Below are 18,048 nucleotides of genomic sequence, written 5' to 3'. Positions count from 1 at the left end.
CCGAACAAACCCGTGGCAAAACCACCGCAGGCATCAACGGCCGCTATGCCATCGACGAAGCGTTTCATCTTGCACTGCAAGGTAGCGGGCTCAAAGCAGAACGTACGGCGAACGGCGGCTATGCCTTGCGTACGGCGACCATCGAGCAATCCTCCGCCCTACCGGCGGTCACGGTGGTCGGTACGCACGATAAGGAAACAGCACTAGGCCCGGTCAAAGGCTATGTTGCCAACCGCAGCATCACCGCCATGAAATCCGATGTACCGCTGATCGAAACCGCGCAAACCGTCAACATCGTCACGGCCGATCAGATCGAAATTCAGAATGCCGAATCGCTGACGCAGGCCATGCGCTACATTGCAGGCGTGCATGCAAACGGGGCCGACAACACCACCAGCGATGGCATGGTGGTGCGCGGCTTTAATGTGACAGGTGCCGCACCGATGTACCTGAACGGCTCCAAGCTCGCACGCAATACCTTCAGCGGCATCGCCGAGCCGTATGCGATGGAGCGCATCGAACTACTCAAAGGTCCGGCATCGGTCCTGTATGGCAATGCCGCACCTGGTGGCATCATCAACATGGTCAGCAAGCAACCGCAGGCAGAAACCTTGCGCGAATTGAAATTCCAGTTGGGAAGCTACAACCGCAAACAGGTCGCCGGTGATTTCGCCGGCAAACTCACGGATGACGGTTCACTGACCTATCGCCTGACCGGCCTGGTTCGCCGTAGCGATACGGCAACCGATTACATCAATGACGATCGCAACTTCGGTTCTGCAGCGATTCGCTGGCAACCAAGTGATGCCACGTCGCTGACGCTGTTCGCCAACCACCAAAGCAACGAAACCGTCTATGCCTACGGCCTGCCATTCGAGGGAACCGTACTGCCGAATGCGAACGGCCAGATAGCACGCAAGCGCTTTGTCGGCGAGCCCGGCTTCAACAACTTTGATTCGTCCAACGGCACGCTCGGCTATCTGTTCAGCCATCAACTCAACGAACAACTGACCTTTCGTCAGAACCTGCTGTATTCCCGTAGCAAAACCGATTATTCGGATATCTGGATCGATACCTTCGATGCTGCCCAGCGAAACATTTCCCGCGGTGCTTATCGTCGGCTCGACAAGGATCAATCGCTCTCCATCGATAATCAGCTGGAAGCGAAATTGCAGACCGGAAACATCCAGCATACAACGCTGGTGGGGCTCGATTACACCCGCCAGAATTTTGATCGTACGCAATACAACGGCAGCGTGGGTGCACTGGATTTATACACACCAACTTATGGCGCACCCGTAACGCTTGCGCTCGGTAGCGATGGGCGCAACCAATCCCGCCAGTTGGGACTCTATGCACAGCAGCACATGAAGCTTGACGATCAATGGGTACTGACGCTGGGCGGTCGCTACGACAAAGTCGATGCCAGATACAAGAATCGACGAACCGGCACCTCCGAGACATCCTATGACGATAGCGCCCTCACTGGCCGTATCGGCCTGGTGCGGCTATTCGATAATGGCTGGGCACCTTACGTCAGCTATTCCCAATCTTTCCAGCCATCTGAAGGACGATCCGCCGCTGGTACTGCATTCAAACCGACCGAAGGCGAGCAAGTTGAAATCGGCGTGCGTTATCGCCCTCCCGGCACCCGCCATTCCTTCACGGCATCGGTGTACGACCTGACGCAGAAAAACGTCTCGACCACCGATCTGGCCAACCCAACTTTCCAGATACAGGAAGGCGAAGTGCGTTCACGCGGCCTGGAACTGGAAGCACATGCCCAATTCGATAATGGCTTGAACCTCCTTGCCTCGTACGCCTATATCGACAATGCGGTCACGAAGAGCAATACCGGCACGGAAGGCAACCGCTTCGGCGGCGTACCGAAACAAATGGCTGCGCTGTGGGCTGACTACAAGATGAACAATGCAATTAGCCTGGGCGGCGGCGTTCGCTACTTTGGCAGTTCCAAAAACTATGACAACACCATCGATATACCCAGCTATACGGTAGCCGATGCGGTCATGAGCTATCGCTTCTCCCCGCAATGGCTACTGGCGCTGAACCTCACCAATCTGTTCGATCGGCATTACGTCATGTGCTCTTATGCCTGCTTCTACGGCACGCCACGCTCGGCAGTGGCGACACTGACCTATCGCTGGTAATCCATCCGATACGGAGGATACTGACGCACCACAAAGTAAGCAAAAAGTAAAAAGCCCCCGAAGAATCGGGGGCTTTTTCAACACAAGGAGATACTCAAAGCAGCTTGAACACCAATTGCATATTGATATAGACCGAATCCAGATCAGAACGTACCTTGTTCAAGGGATGTCCGACATGAATCTCGAAATTGATGCGTGGATCAAGCTGGAAGTTCATCCCGCCACCGACACTATCCAGACGATCTGGCTGGATGAAAGAGGTATCCACCTGGCCGTAATCGTAGAAGCCAAACAGCGTGGTCTTGTCGTTGGCACGATAGTTCAGTTGCAAGTTGCCGTACAAACCGCCATCGCCCGCCAGTTCGCCCTGGCGATAACCACGTACCGTGGCGGCACCACCGATCTGGAATACCTGGCTAGAAGGCAAACCTTGCTCATGCGAGTACTGCCACGCGCCGGAAGACGTGAGGAACCAGTCCGTGTTCAGGCCTTGATAGAACTGCCAGTACCCCGTCCACAAATCAAAATTCTGGCGACGTGTCGTACCACTGACCTGACTTGCGGCACGGCGGTAGCCGGCACCAACACGCAAGGAACGATTCTCGGCAAGATACAAGGCGCTGAGATCGGCCTGCGTCGTCTCGACGCGATTTTCGTTGAGGAAAACCGTGGCGATATAGTTTTTCGAGCGTTGCTGACCGTAACTCAGATTGCCGCTCAACCACCAGTCGTTGTTGCTCCAGAGTGGATGGCTGAGGAAGACCTCGGCGTTTTCCGAATCGCTGACCGAGTTCAGTGCACGGAATGGCCCGTTGATGACTTTTGCGCTACTGGCACCGACACGCGCACCAAGACGGCCGCCCAAACTGTTTATCGGAAAATCATACGAGAGCGAACCCACGCTCGCGCCACGTGAACCTGCACCGAAAATCGACAGCAAATCGTCACGACCCAACAAGCCGTAATGGCGGAACATGATCCCGCCCTGCGCCTCGCCGGTGGATTCGTAACCGTGATTGTTGATGAACAGATCGAGACTGGTGCGCTGTGGTTCGGTGACAGCAACGTACACATCCGTCTGCCCGTATTCTTTGCCCGGTTGCAGCGAGGCACTGACCTTGGCAGCACTACCGCGATTGAAGCGTGAAAGTTCGGATTCGAGTTCACGCGGCTGCAACAGCACGCCTTGTTCAAGCGGCAAACGCGACAGGATGAAATCCGTATTCATGTAGCTATTGCCTTCTACATGTACCTGCCCGATTTTGCCTTCCACCAGTTCAACACGCACATGGCCTTGCTCGATACGCTGTGGCGGCAAAACCGCGCGTGCCGTCATGAAGCCTTTTTCGTCGTAGAGACGATTGATGTCAGCAACGATCTTTTGCAACTCCGCAAAGCCGATCGTCTGTTTCAGATACGGTGTCACGATGGCATCGAGCGTTGTCTGATCGAGAATCTCGGATGAGGAAAACGTCACCGATTGCAGTTCAAAACGAACACTCACATCTTGAGGCAAGGTCTGGCGGCTGGGTGCGGGCGCTTCCAGCACGCTCTCGCGTCGCTGCTCCAACTGGCGTTGCATCTCCAGACGTTCGGTTTCGCGCTGCTGCTGGCGCAGCAATTCCGAACTGATGGTTTCCGGTTGCGGCGCAACTGGCGCGGTCTGCGCAAGACTTGCCGATCCGGCCAGCAAACCGATCGCCGTCACGATGGCAGACAAGCGGCCATGCGGCCCTTTGCGTGTATTGAGATTACCTTTAATCGGCATGGGCACTGCTTTCCTTATCGAGGTTGACCGAGACATTGCCACTCGTCAGATTGGATTTAAATTCCGGCAATACGCTCTTCCATTGCATGGTCGAGAGCGCGAGTGGCGTGCCATCGCTACGGCCCGGCTCCGCCTTGAAATCGCGGTTGAATTGCGAACGTGCCAGATCGAAGGCAGCATTGCCGCTCGTGACGAAACTGCGCGTATAAACACCGCGACGTGCATCGAACCACATCGGCGCGTGCGAGCTGTCTGCGCCCATGTACGTCAGGTCCATCGCAAACTTGCCGGGCGGGATGTAGTACTGCAGATCGTGCGTGTAACGCAGTTTCGGCGTGGTGTTATCCATGAGTGCCGTCAGGAAGGCCGTCGTCAGATTCATTTCTTCTGCGATATAGCCTTTCGCCACATTCACACGGTTGGCATTCGTACGCAGATCGGCCTGGCGCGATGCCAGATCTTCAAAGCGAACGTAGGGTGCACCGGCTACTTTCATCGTGATCTGGTCGGCAGCCAGACCATTCACACCCGTGGCCCACACGCGCAACGGCGTAGTCTGCTTGGTCTGCGTGACGTTGGCACGGATTGTTTCGGCTTGCAGGCCCAGATCACGCGCCACACGTACATCGTTCAGATCCAGATCGATGCTCGCCAGATTGCCGTCGCCATCGCCGACGATATACGCCGAACCATCCAACGCATGTACACGCTCGGCCTTGGCTTCGCGGTGCAGATGCAGATGCACGTCGCCTTCCGGCGTTTCGGCATTGAAACGGCCGGTATCCAGGCGCATGGCCACACCGTTTTCACCGATGCCGGTTGCCGCGACCAGATCGACCTCTCCATCGGTTTCGTCGGTCGTACGAATGACTGCATTGGCATCGGCCATGCGAATCGCGCCCACATCGGATTTCAGACGCGTTGCACCATCGAGCGTACTGTTGGCCATCGTCAGATCGCCTTCCTTGGCCGTTACCGTCGCACCAAGGCCAAACAGGCCCAGCGAACCGCTTTGCTGGACGACGTCGAACGGATCGGCCAGCGTACCGATGTAACCCGAAGTATTGCCATTCGCGTCCACGGCACGCAGGTTGACCAAGCCACCATTGAGCAAGGTGTGATCACCCAGAGACGAGAAATTGCCGCGATTGGCCGTCACGTTCGTCGTGCCGGCAACTTCGAGCTTGCCAAGCACCACATCACCTTCCAGCACGACCACATCAGCGGTACCCGGCGCAACCAGACGATAGATGGTGACCGGATTGTTGCCGTTGTTGGTGACCTGAATCGGATTATCCGGCGCACCGATATTGCGGCCGGCATCGATATACAGTCCACCCGTACGTGCGCCGGCAATACCGGTAGCGGTCTGATTGACCACGTCGCGCCCTGCGTAGACGTACAAGGTGCCGCCCACCGTGATGTCTTTGAGAATCACGTCTTGCGAGGTACTGACGTGATAATCGCCCACTGCATCGATGACCACCGGATCGCGTGCTTCCACCACTAGATCGTTACGCGGCTTGAGCGTGACTTTCATCGTATCGCCATCGACCTGCTCGGCCACCATCGTGCCCGGCTTTGCGGCTGACAGGAACGCCAGCAAATCGTTGGACGCGTAGGTTTTGTCATCCGATGCCGACAACTGCGTCACTACGGGATCGTAGCCATTGGTGCGCTTGATGGTGAACACCAGTGTTGCCGAAGCAGGCAACGGCTGGGTCGGATCGTTGTTCAGGCGGATCGTGCCATTGGTTGCCGACACGTTCGGCAAGGCACCGGTGGACGGACGCGTACCAGCTTCAGCACCCGCATTGATCGAGGTACCGAGCATGGCCTTGCTCCAGACAGCACCATGCGTCATCTCTGCATACAAGGTAGAACCCGTATCCAGCGTGTACTGGAAATTATCGGCACGTTGCGTCAGCAAGGTCGAACTCAGGCCCGGCGTACCGTTCAGGAATGCCTTGGCTTCCTGATAGCGCGCACTGATGACGGTATTGATTTCAGCATCGGTTGCTGCATGGCCCAGCACGGCAGAAATCTGCGCACGGAACAGGGACAGGCCAGCCGTCGTCAGGCTGAAGTTACCGTCCGGGTTATTGGCTACCTGACGAATATTCCAGTAATCGCCGTAGTAACGCTCAACACGATTCTCATAACCATTGACGGTGCTCGCTGCATGCGTGCTGTCAGTCAAGCCCATGCTTTCCCAAAGTGCGATCTTTTCCTGCTGCTGCGCATCGTGATCGGCACCTTTAGGTGCTGCGCCCAGAATCTGACCAGTCGGCGTGTTCAGCACGACATCACCCGCCCGCGATTCGATCAGCCCAACGTTCATGTGACCCGTCGCTTGCGTCAGCGTGACGGAACCCGGTGCCGAGGCATTGATCTCGTTGCTTTGCGTCACCAGTGCCTGTGTGCTCGATCCGATGGAACTACCCGAACCCGAATGCAGATTCAGCACATCGCCCGAAATGGACGCACCCGTCGCATCCGCATGCTGATAGATACCGCCTACGGCGTTCACCGTGACATCGCCAGTGGTCTGAATGGACTTGGCATACAGGTTGCCATCCGTATTCAGATAAATGTTGCCCTGACTACTTGCACTGACGGCCGCACCGGCAAGACGCGTATCGATGATATTCAATGCACTATCGGCACGACCGATGCCACCCAAGGCATTCAATTGCAAATCCATTGCCTGCACCGAACCGCCCGCATTCAGTAATGCGCCAGTGATATCGAAGCGCGTGGTGCCCACGTCGTTACGCAATACACCACCGACGAGGACGTTGGAATTGGCATCCACCTGCAATTTGGATTGCGTGTTGCCGACGAAGCGGATCGGAATGGCTTGATCGGCTTTGACGCTATTGGTGACCGTCATCTTGATGTCGGTCGCAAGGTCAAAGGTGGTACCTGCGTAGTAGCCGCCCCATCCACCACCATTGGAGGTCACATTCACTGTAGTGTGCTGGATATCCGCATTTGCCCACTGCATGAATGCCTTGTCGTTACCCGTCACGGCACGTACGACCACATCGCCAGCACTCGTGGTGTAAGCCTTTTGATCAGAGGTGGCAATCTGGCTCACCCAATTACCAAGATTCTCTGGAATATCGCCATATTCACCGTCAACAGCCGTAGAGCCCTTATACGCGCGTGTAATGTGATAATTTTGCGTCCACTCGTAACGCGCGCCTGCTTGCGGGTTGTATACGAAATCACGTCCGCTCGTACCTGACAGGCTTGCGCTGTCCAGAGCCGTTGCACCATTCGCGTTGTTATAAACCGAAACACTATCCTGCCCCGCTTGATTTACATACCACCAGGTTTGCGCACGACCATCGCCCCACGTCTTTAACGTATCGGTAATGCGCACCACGCTTTGGCCGCCTTTGCCCAGATCGATATCCGTCAGCATCATGTCGCGGCCGGTGGTGTTATTGATCTGCACATCGCCATAACCAGAATTAACGACGATATTGCCCAGCGTATTGGTATTGATAATGTTGCCGGTCAAGGAAACAGAACCACCGCCAGAAGCATTGATGCGCTGCACCTGAATACGTTGATTGTTAGAGTCCCAGTAGACGACTGGTACATCATCCAGACCATTGCCATCCGCGATGGCCGTCACATTATTCAAGCGCACCAAGCCATTGCCATTGGCAATGCTGGCAATCTCGGTTGCAGCTGCGCCCCCCAGATTGAGCGACCAGTCGGTACGAGCACCCACTTCAATACCGGCATTGATATTGATGTTCTTGGCATTGATCGCCAATGCACCGCCGACACGCAAGGCACTCTGTGAAGAGCCGGATGTATCCGACTGGCTCAAGGTCGCGCTATTTTGCGTCTTCAGCGCCTTGATCATGGTGTAGGTCCAGTCCCATACGCCCGTGTTATTGGTCAACCAGTTATGGTCACTAGCCGATTGGTTACCGCTGTACTGATAGATGGTGCCCTTGTTCCAAATTCGATTCGATGTGTTATCGGACGTGCTTTCCCAATAACCGCGCTCCAAACCCTTGAGAATGACTTGCTGATCCTTACCGTTGCCTACACCGTAGTTACGGATCAGGTAATCAGTGAAATCCTCTTTCGTTGTGAACGTGAAATCGCGGTTGTAATACACGTTCGCCGCAAATTCAGCAATGGAATCAGGCGTATTGCGGCCGCTCGCATTGGTCGGATCAAGGCTAGCAATCAGCGCAGCCCATTCTGCCTGCACCGAGGCCAGATTCCAGCTGCGCCCCGGCAAGCTCACGTACAGATCACCATTCGGTACGTTCATACTCAACTGGTAGCTTTCAATCGTGCCAAACTGCGAAACATTGCCCGAAAGATTGCTGATCGCCGTATTGCCTTTGAGATTTTCAATATCGCCGAGCAGCAAAAGATTTGGCGCAATGCCTGTATTACCCGGCAGATTAGTGTCGTAGGTATTTTCGATCACGATCGAAGGTACGCTTGGCCGCTGCGTCGCATCATAGTAGTCTGACTGCGAACGCTTCACTTCCGTCAACGTCGCGCCGCTGCTTGCCACCTTCGCCGCACCGATCGACGTAATACTGCCGCTACCCGCAGCGGATACGAGAATACCGTTCGTGACCAGATAGTCATCCGAGCTGTTGTGAATAATGACAGTCGGCGCACCATAGGCCGTCAGATTAGCGCCCGATTGCTGAATATGATCAGCACCGACACGAATGTCACCGGAGCCGGCAATGAGATCCTTGACTTCCAGCGTATCGACGATCGCCTTGCCGTTGGGAGCCACGCCCAAGGTGAGCGCTGTACTGTCTCGCTGATTCTGAAGAGCAAGAATCTCCGTATTAAGCGTGTTGTATGCTGAGGAACCCGGAACAAGGGGCTCAAGTTGCGCCCTCTTTGCCGCCAATTGCAGATCAAGATCAGCAAGCGGCTGGTAATAGGTCGCCGTCTGACCGACAGGTACGAATTTCACTTGTAAGTCATCCAATGAGGACACCGTACGCAGCGTCGTACCATCCCAATACACTTCCTGACGGTTACCTGCACCCGCAACAATCTGCGAGTTGGCTAACTTGACGGTAGCCTGACGATTCACACGATTCGAACGCATGGTTTGCTCGGACGAGAACAAGGACAGGTAAGGATTCTTGCCCACGCCATTGCCATCTGCCGTCACATTGCCGTTATCGGCCACCAGATCTACATTACGTACCGAACGAACACGGTCGCCGCTACCCAAAATGAGATTGTTGGTCGTGTTAACGGTTGCATCTGCATCAAGAACCGCCGTTACCGGAATCAAGGTGTTATTGACGACAACCGTGCTACCCACAGCACGAATATCATTCGCCAGGCTGCCATCAGCACTCTGACCAGCACGCAGGCCAACGCTTCCGTAACCCAGCACATCGACGTTATTGCCCAGACGAACCAGTTGATTCGCAACCAAATCAATCTTCGATTCGCCACCACCGGCACCGACCAGACCATAGACATCGACACGCGCATTGGTCGCCGCACGTGTATCGCTGTAAGCACCTACCTGCAATAAGCCACTGCTGCGCAATGCCACGTTGTTACCAACCAGTACTTCATTCGTAACATCCACATCCATCTCCGTACCGGCATACGGCGCGGCAATCGCGCCACCGGCAGACAGACGGCCTGTGTCGCTGACGCGCATGGTGTTGTGCGCCGTCATGCGTACGTGGCCCTTGTCTATATTGAGTGGGCTGCCAAACGTACCGATCAGCGCGCCGTCGCCAATGATGATGCGGCTTGCGTCGCGCAATACGTTATCGACCAGAACAGCACTGCCGCTGAAGACACCGCCAGAACCGGAATAGGCCGTTGCACCGCCACGTGTATCACTATGCGCTTCGATGTCGATGCCGTCTTCCGCTTTCAATTTGGCACCAGCACCGACGTTGACACGTGTATCGCTAGCCAGATCGACGTTAATGAAAGTACCCGATGCGCCTACCATCGACGCCTGCAGGGAGCTGCTGTCACCCGCATAATCAAAGCGATGTTCGGATACCACGTCGCTGCGGCCGGTCATAATATCGGTGCTCGACAGCATATCGACCGTGGTCGTGCTATCGGCATTCAGGCTCAATGTAGAAGCACTACCGGCAATCACACCACCGCTACCGGCAACGGCATCGCCAGTCACCTTGTTGTTACCCGTCGCCGAAAGCGTCAGTGTGCCGGCCACCACACCAGAAGAGCCGAAACGCACACGCTGATTGGCATCAATGCTGGCGTTGCCAATGTTGGCACCGACTGCCAGCAAGCCACCAACCGCGATACCGGTTGCGTCGGTCTTGACGCTGGTGGCATCGCTGGCCTTGATCGTGGCCTCATCGCCGACGACCAATACGCTGCCCTGACCAAGTTGAGTCAATACATCGCTACGTACGGTGGCATTGGCAACCGTGGCATTCAAGCCTGCCAGCACACCACCGCTAGCACCGACTGCACGCGCTTCGGCACTTTCTTGAGCGGAACGACGTGCTTCTGCCGACACGGTCAAATCATCGCCCGCTGTCAACGTCGCGCCATCTGCACCAGCCGTCACCTGCGTATCGACCGAAGCGACCGCTACACTGGCGCCCACTGCTCCTGCGCCAATTGCGGCACCGAAGGAAAACGCGCGTGCCATTGGATCTGTGCTGGCTTGCAGACCAATATCACCCGTGGCCGTCAAGCGGCTACCGGCACCAACCCAGCTACGCGCTGCGGTGCGATCACTTGCTGTCGCAACCACGGCATTGCCGGCCACGATACCGCCACTCACGCCGATGGCTTCCACGTCATTACGCGAAGCGGCATGCGAATTGATCTGGATATTGTTTGCCTGAACGATGACGTTCTGACCTAGTTCAGCCGATGACTGGCCTTGCGTTTTTGCGGTGGCGACGGAAGCGCCGACTGCCACACCGCCCACGCTGACGCCAATCGTTTCTGCGGACAAGGCATGCTGAAGATCGGCATTTACGGAAAGATCCTGCCCAGCTGTAATCTGCGTGCCATCGCTGATATGTGCCACCGCCGTGCTGGATTTTTCAGCCACGGCAACTGCTGCGCCCAATCCCAGCAATCCACCACCACCAGCTCCGGCAGTCACCTGCGTTTCGCCGCTCTGCCCATCTTTGGCAGACAGCGTTACATTGCGTCCCGCGTTGATCGTACCGGCCAGCTCGGCCAAGGTGCGATCACCCGCATTGACAATCGCCACACCACCGCCGGCACCAGCCAAGCCAGCCGCTACACCTACGCCTTTACTGCTGATATCGGTGCGATTTGCCGCACCGACCAAAATATCCCTGCCGGCCGTCAGTACGGCCCCCGCACCAACCTTTGCAGCCGCCGAATAACTGGTCTGATCTGGCGCAGTATTGAAAGCCGTATTCGGGCTAACCTGTTGCTGCTTGCTGTTAATAGACGATTGCAGACCTTGCGAACCCGAATAATCGTTACCCAGTTGGCCATTGAGACCCGAGTTGCGTCCCACCGACTGCGCATTCGACAGACTGCTATCCAGACTGGACGATGCATCCGACGATGCACCCGATGCCACGCTGACTACGGAAATACCGGCACCCGCACCGACGAAACCGCCGCCTGCGGCTGCAACCGACAGCGAATTAATGTCGCGCTGGTTATCTGCCGTTACCTTAATATCACGGCCAGCCTTGACGTTGGCATTCTGTCCCACTTCCGCAATAGCACCGCTACGAATCACCTGAATATCGGCACCTGCACCGACACCTGCTGTGCCACCGACACCCAGGGTGCCCAAGGTACTACGCGTATCGATTTTGTCGTCAGCGTCTACCAGAACATCCTGCGTCGCACCGGTTGCCTGATCATTCACTTTACTTCCGGCACCGATTGCTGCCTTCGTTTGTCCGCTAGCCACCAATACGTTGACGGTACCGGCCACACCTGCCGTACCGCCACCCGCGCCAGTCATACCGACAACGTTCACATCCTGCGATGCTGCCGCTTGAATACGCGTCTGACCCGTGGCATTCAATACGCTGGCACCCTGCGTGTAAGCATTCGTTTGCTGGTTCAGTGTTGTGACGATTACCGTTGCGCCGACGCCAGCCGTACCACCACCAGCTACACCGCCGGCGATGATATCGAGATCGTTATCGGCCTTGGCATTGACATCGATAGCTGCCCCGGTCAGTGCGCTGCCATCCACGCCAGCAATCACGCTACCTTCCAGCGTCGTTACGGCGACCGAGCCATTTACGCCAGCAGTGCCACCAATGGCTGCTCCCACAACGACCACATCGATATCGTTATGACCATCTGCCTGCATGGCGACATTGCCAGCAGCAGCAACATTTGCAGCATTACGCACGCGCGCACTCGTGTCATGGCTGATGATATTCGTACCCACCGATACGCCGACGCCTGCCGTACCGCCACCAGCACCAGCACCATTACCACTAGTCAGACTCGCATCGTGTTTGGCTTTTACCAAAACACCCTGCTCGGCAGCGGCTCCCGCTGCTACGCTGTTGACAGAGTTATTGAGTTTGGCACCATCAATTTCAGCACGCGTTGCACCGCCCATCATGTTGACCGTTACGGCGCCTGCCACACCAACCGAAGAACCTGCACCAACGCTCACAGCGAATGTCTTGATCGTATCGGTGCTTTCAGCAGTAACCGCGACGCCACGCACACCGCTACCTGCCAAGGCTGATCCCTGTCCACGTGCCGTCAGGAATGTATTACTACCGGTTACTTGCGCAACCGTCGTGCCATCCAGTTGATTGACAGCGACCGAACCTGCCAGACCAACGCTACCCAATCCCACACCTAAGGCACCTGCGATGGTCTGGATACTGCTGTCGGATGTTGCATCAACCAGAATATTGTTCTTGGCATCGGCAACCACACCGCTTGTCATTTCGGCCAGCGTGGAACCAGTCACTGTATTGACAGCAACCGAACCCGCGACACCAACCTTGCCACCACCACCAGCACCTGCTGCCAGCGTTTGCAGTTCCTGATCTCGTTCCGCCGTTACATTGATGGATCCGTTTGCGGCGCTCAAGCTGCCACCTTGCGCACCCGCGTAGATTTGACCGCCGATATCGTTGTACGAACCGGCAATACCGATACCAGCTCCTTGCCCACCATATGCAAGTGCGCCAGTCAAACTGCGAATACGCGAAGTATCATCTGCATCGATATTGATCGCACCGCTCGTTGCCGTCAGCTGCGCACCGACGCTACGCGCACTCGTCTCGTTATCGATGATATTGATGGCAACCGACCCTGCTACAGCCGAACCTTGCGTACCTGCTGCTCCACCGGCCACCAACGCATCGATATGTGCATTCTGATCGGCATCAATACGCACATTGGCTGCACGTGCCTGGCTATACAAAACCTCGGCGCTTACCTTGTCCGCAATCGTGTTGTAGCCAAAGCTGGCACCCATTGCAGAAGAACCAGCCGCCACCGCGCCTGAAATCGTTTGAATCGTGCTGTCATTCTCGGCCTTGACCTGCACATCGCCGGTGACATCGATATTGCTGCTATCCACGATGGCAGCACGCGTCGTATGCTCGACTTCATTGATGGCAACCGCGCCGTCAAACGCATACTTGTTGGAATAGCCCATCGCCGCTGCAGCAGAAACTAGTTCGCCCTCGCTCTTGGCATTCAGCGAGAGTCCGCCATTGGTATGCAGACTGCTGAGGTTTTCCGCAACAGCTTCCGTGCTACCCGTGATGTGATTGATCGAGAGACCGGCACCGATGCCTGCCTTGCCACCTTTGGTCACCGCACCACCAACAGCGACGATGCTTGAATCGTCGCTGGCACTGACATTCACCGCCTGATCGGCGCTGATTGCACCATCTGCTAGGCGCGCACGCGTCACGCTATCAATCGCGTTGACGCTGACCGAACCAGCCACTTGATAGCTACCGGTCGATGCGCTGGCCGAAACACCGGCCGAAATCGACAGGATATCGGCCTCATTATCGGCAACGATATCGATGCGCTGTGCAGCAACCGTACCGGTCGCCGCCAGCTCGGCTTCAACGCGCGCATCAACGGTATTTTGCGTGTAGGCACCTGCCAACCCGACACCGCTGCCGGTGTTGGATGAAACGGCAGCACCGCCAGCAATGGCATGCAATCCCGTATCGTCACGTGCATCCACATTGACATTCACTGCCTGCAGCGCGAGATCATCCGTAACTCGTGCACTGACACGATTCTTGATAAGGTTGACTGCAGCGGAGCCCGAGACGTTGATGCCAAACGCCCCTGTCCCTTCACGCGATTGCGAAGAGGCTTGCTCTTCAGGTGTCGGCGGAGCGGTCATGGCAACAGACAGTGCGTAGTTGCCGATCAGGCCACCGCTGCCTGCGCCCACATTCAGGTCGCCAGCGATAACGGCATTGCCCGCCGCCAGATTAGTATCGCGATTACCGAGCCAGGCTTCGGTTTCACGATCGAAATCATGCACACCGGCAGCCGCACCCGCAGCACGCGTGGACGATTTGACGACGCCGCCCGTGATGGTCAGGCTATCGGTTTCATCGCGCGCCGAGATCGACAGATTGCCACTGCCGCCATTACTGTTGCTCAGCACAAGATTGGCACCATCATCGATACCGGCACGCGTGACATTCTGCAACATCGAAACAGCAACCGAACCGCTCAGGGCATTGGTGCCACCCTTGGAACCAGCCACTGCATAGTTGACCATATCCACGTCAGTGACGGCGCTGACATTCAATTCGTTGGCGTAAAGATTGACGGCGCCAACCGTGGCTTCGGCCGTGTTTTTATACGTGCCGACGATCACGCCGGCACCCATGCCATTCTTGCCGCCGCTGCTGTTAAACACGCCAGGATCAGCCGCCACGTTGACCATTTGCGCTTCGGTCAGGGCATTGATATTGACGGTCTGCTTTTGACCGCGATACGTCGTGTCCTGATTGATCTTGACGCCATCGGCAACATCGATCTTGGCACTCAAGCCCATGTTGTTGATATCGACCATGCCGCTCAGGGTCGTGCCATCATCCTTCGCACCGTCACCTGAAACCGCCGTGGCTGCATCCACCCAGGTACTGAAAATCTGATCGCCGGATGTCACCGTCTCGATGAAATCGTCGAGGTTATCGCTGCTGAACGATTTGATCAGGTTGGACAAGCGGCTTTGATCCAGCCATGGCAAGCTGGCCTTGGCAAACATCGTCAGGTTACGTGCCGCATCGAGTTCGGCACCCGGGCGAACTGTCAGCACGGCACTGTTATTTTGCGAACTGATCAGGATGGCAACCGAAGCGCCATTTTTCTTTTCGGTATTTTCGGTATTGAAGCTGAAGGGCTTGTCAGTCGTCTTCTTATCCGACACCTCTGTCGAGACTGTCGAATTGAGTGCATCGGTAACCTGCACCTCGAGGTTCGCATCGCGTCCCGCCTTGACCTTGGCCTGGCTGCCAACATTCAAGCCAGCCTGATTATCATGATCGATATAGGCGACCGCGCCAGCCAAACCGATTTTCTTGAGGAAGCCGCTGCTTTGCTCGTCACCGCCGCTCTCCTCCCCTTTCTTGGTGGTTTTACCCAGCAAGGATTTGACACCCTCCATCAGTTTGTCAGTCGCATCATCCTTGAACTTCGCCACACGCGAACCAAGGTTATCGCCCAATAGAACCGAGGCTTCATGCTGGTTCTGAAGCGTATTGACTGCTGCCCCTAGGTTCGCATCACGACCAGACTGTAACGTGCCGTTGAAATCGGTATTGGCATTCAGATCCGAAATTGCCACCAGAACGGCGACGCCGATGGAACCATCGCTATCACCGGCCGTGGCAGCAACTGCGAAGGTCTTGTTCTGCTCTGCCGTGATGCTGCCGTCCTGCGCTGCCTTGATCAGCGAACCGGAACCGACGGTTGTGTTGGCATTGCCTTGCGTGTAGGAAATGTTGGCTGTCAGCGTCACCGGCATCTTGGAAGAAACCTGCATCGCTTCAACTTCGGTTTGCACGATGCTATCGGACTGGCTCTTGAGTTTGACATCCCCATTGAGCGACTCGATGTGTGCATTCTGACCAACGTTCAGTTGCGCATCCGTATTCGTCACCGACACCACGGCACCGATGTGCAAACCTGTAACTGCCGCAGTGGCATTGGTACTGGCGTGTGCAGCAATATTCACGTCATTGCTGCCAATGATGGTTACGCGATCACCGATATTGATCTTGGCTTGTGCATCCAGCACTTGCACGCCCGCCAGCAAACCATTACTGAGCAAGGTATCCATCATGTCGTTGAAGAAACCTTTTTGGCCAGTTGATGCCTGCCCTTCCGTAATGGCACCGGATGCAAGCAAGGATTGGCGCTGGGTTTCCATCTGCTCATCGGTCAACACTTCGGCAATGGGATTGCCTTGGGCATCGTAGCTGTTGTAAAGCCCTTGCTCGGAAAGACTGTGCGTCAGCGCAGTAGAAGACTCTGCGGTAATCGTCACTTGCTTGCCGCGCAATTCCGCGCCCTGCTTCAGCGTGATTTCCGTCTTGTTGCTGCCAACGCCGACTTGCACGCCGGGCGTAATCAAGGCACCTTCCGTCGCAACAGCCTTAAGCGTGATATTGCCAGCCTGATAGCTGCTGGTATTGGTGTGCGCGTAGAGCTTGGCATCCTCGCCAACCACAATGGTCGGCGCTTCCAGCGTGATATTGCCCGAATCGCCGATCGATACGGCATCACGATGCTGCTGCTGGGTAGCCGTCTGGTAGTTGGCAATATTCCGGGTCGAGACCATCACGCCATCGGCAATGTTGATGGTGTTCGATGCCTGCAAGGTGTAGTTGGCACCACCCAAACGCTGATCTTCAACAATATCGATATTTTCAGGATCGATCAGCACCTGACCGGCCTTGCCACCAGCACCCGCATTGGCTTGCAGACTACCGCCCCAGGTAACGGACTTGTCGGCAGACAGCTCGACGAAACCGCCATCACCGCTAGCACCGGCATTGGCAGCAACCACGCCACCTTTGTCGAGACGCGTCGTTTGTGCAGCCTTGATCACGACCGAACCGCCATCGGAATGCGCGCCCCGACCGGAAGCCGATACCTGCGCGCTATCCGCCAGGCGAATATCGACACCGGCACGGATATCGACCGTACCTGCCGCTTGTCCACTCATACCATCGGCGCGTACCTGTCCGGCAATCGTCACATCCTCGGCCGCCACGATACGAATCGTGCCATCACCTTCGGCAAGCGCCACACCGCCAGACAGCCCTTGTGTATTGACCAGTTGCGCAATGCGCGGCACAGCTTGCCGGCCGGCGATGATCTGCCCGCTGGTGCTGACTTCGACACTCTGGGCCGACACAGTGACAGCATTGGTGGCATTGACCTGTCCCCGGATGGCGACAAGACCCGAAGAAGATAGCGGAATATTACCGGCCATCAGTTGTGCCACGGCTTGCGCGCTGATTTGCCCGCCCTGCCCGATCAGTTGTTCGGCAAAGGCTTGCGTCGGTGTGCTGATGGTCAGCGAACCGACATTGAGCACACCCGACTGACCAACTACCATGCCATGCGGGTTGACGAAGTAAACGTCACCACCGATCTTGCCTTGCTTATAGCTATTGAGAATGCCGTTGATCTCGGAGCGCTGATCGCGCACCACGTTGACCAGCGCATTAGCCGCATCCGGCACGTAGAGATTGGCAACATCGCCACCAGCGACGCTGAACCGTGAGAAGGAGTTGAAACCGACGCCACCCTGAATCGTATTGGTGCGTACATCGGTCACATTGCCGGTTTGCGTGAGCGTCGTATTCGTCCGGCCATCCGTGACGATGTTCTGCGCAAAAGCCGCTGGGCCTGCACCTGACAGCAGTGAGCCCATCAGCAGTATGCCGGCACCATCGGTCAGCTTGACGGATTTGCTCTTACCGCACGAGCGTGCGTTTTCTCCCGCAACTTGCCACAGTCCCTTGGCACGATTCCAGACGATGTTGTAGATACGATTCATTGATTTGCTCCAGCTTGAACAGGCCGAAAAGTGGCCGCACGCAGAAATGGCACGATGACCATTGA

The 18,048-nt window shown here is 56.2% G+C and carries 3 protein-coding genes; 1 reads left to right on the top strand and 2 read right to left on the bottom strand.

Annotated features, from left to right (window positions below; translation table 11 throughout):
- Nucleotides 1-2,168, top strand: a 2,168-nt coding sequence (locus QZ725_RS02760; protein ID WP_293776101.1) for a TonB-dependent siderophore receptor, incomplete at its 5' end; no start/stop codon positions are given.
- 94 nt (nucleotides 2,169-2,262) lie between these two features.
- Here QZ725_RS02760 and QZ725_RS02755 read toward each other — a convergent pair.
- Together QZ725_RS02755 and QZ725_RS02750 are read right to left on the bottom strand one after the other, a co-directional pair.
- Nucleotides 2,263-3,936 (bottom strand): ShlB/FhaC/HecB family hemolysin secretion/activation protein, encoded by a 1,674-nt coding sequence (locus QZ725_RS02755; protein ID WP_293776100.1) that lies wholly within the window; start codon nucleotides 3,934-3,936, stop codon nucleotides 2,263-2,265.
- A complete protein-coding gene (locus tag QZ725_RS02750) occupies nucleotides 3,926-17,983 on the bottom strand; it encodes a leukotoxin LktA family filamentous adhesin (RefSeq protein ID WP_293776099.1) in 14,058 nt (4,685 codons plus the stop codon). Before QZ725_RS02750 ends, QZ725_RS02755 begins: the two co-directional genes overlap by 11 nt.
- Between the last annotated feature and the right edge of the window lie 65 nt (nucleotides 17,984-18,048).

The sequence above is a fragment of the uncultured Oxalicibacterium sp. genome, assembly GCF_913776015.1.
Taxonomy (GTDB): Bacteria; Pseudomonadota; Gammaproteobacteria; order Burkholderiales; family Burkholderiaceae_D; genus Oxalicibacterium.
This window is presented reverse-complemented; position numbering and strand designations above follow the sequence as displayed.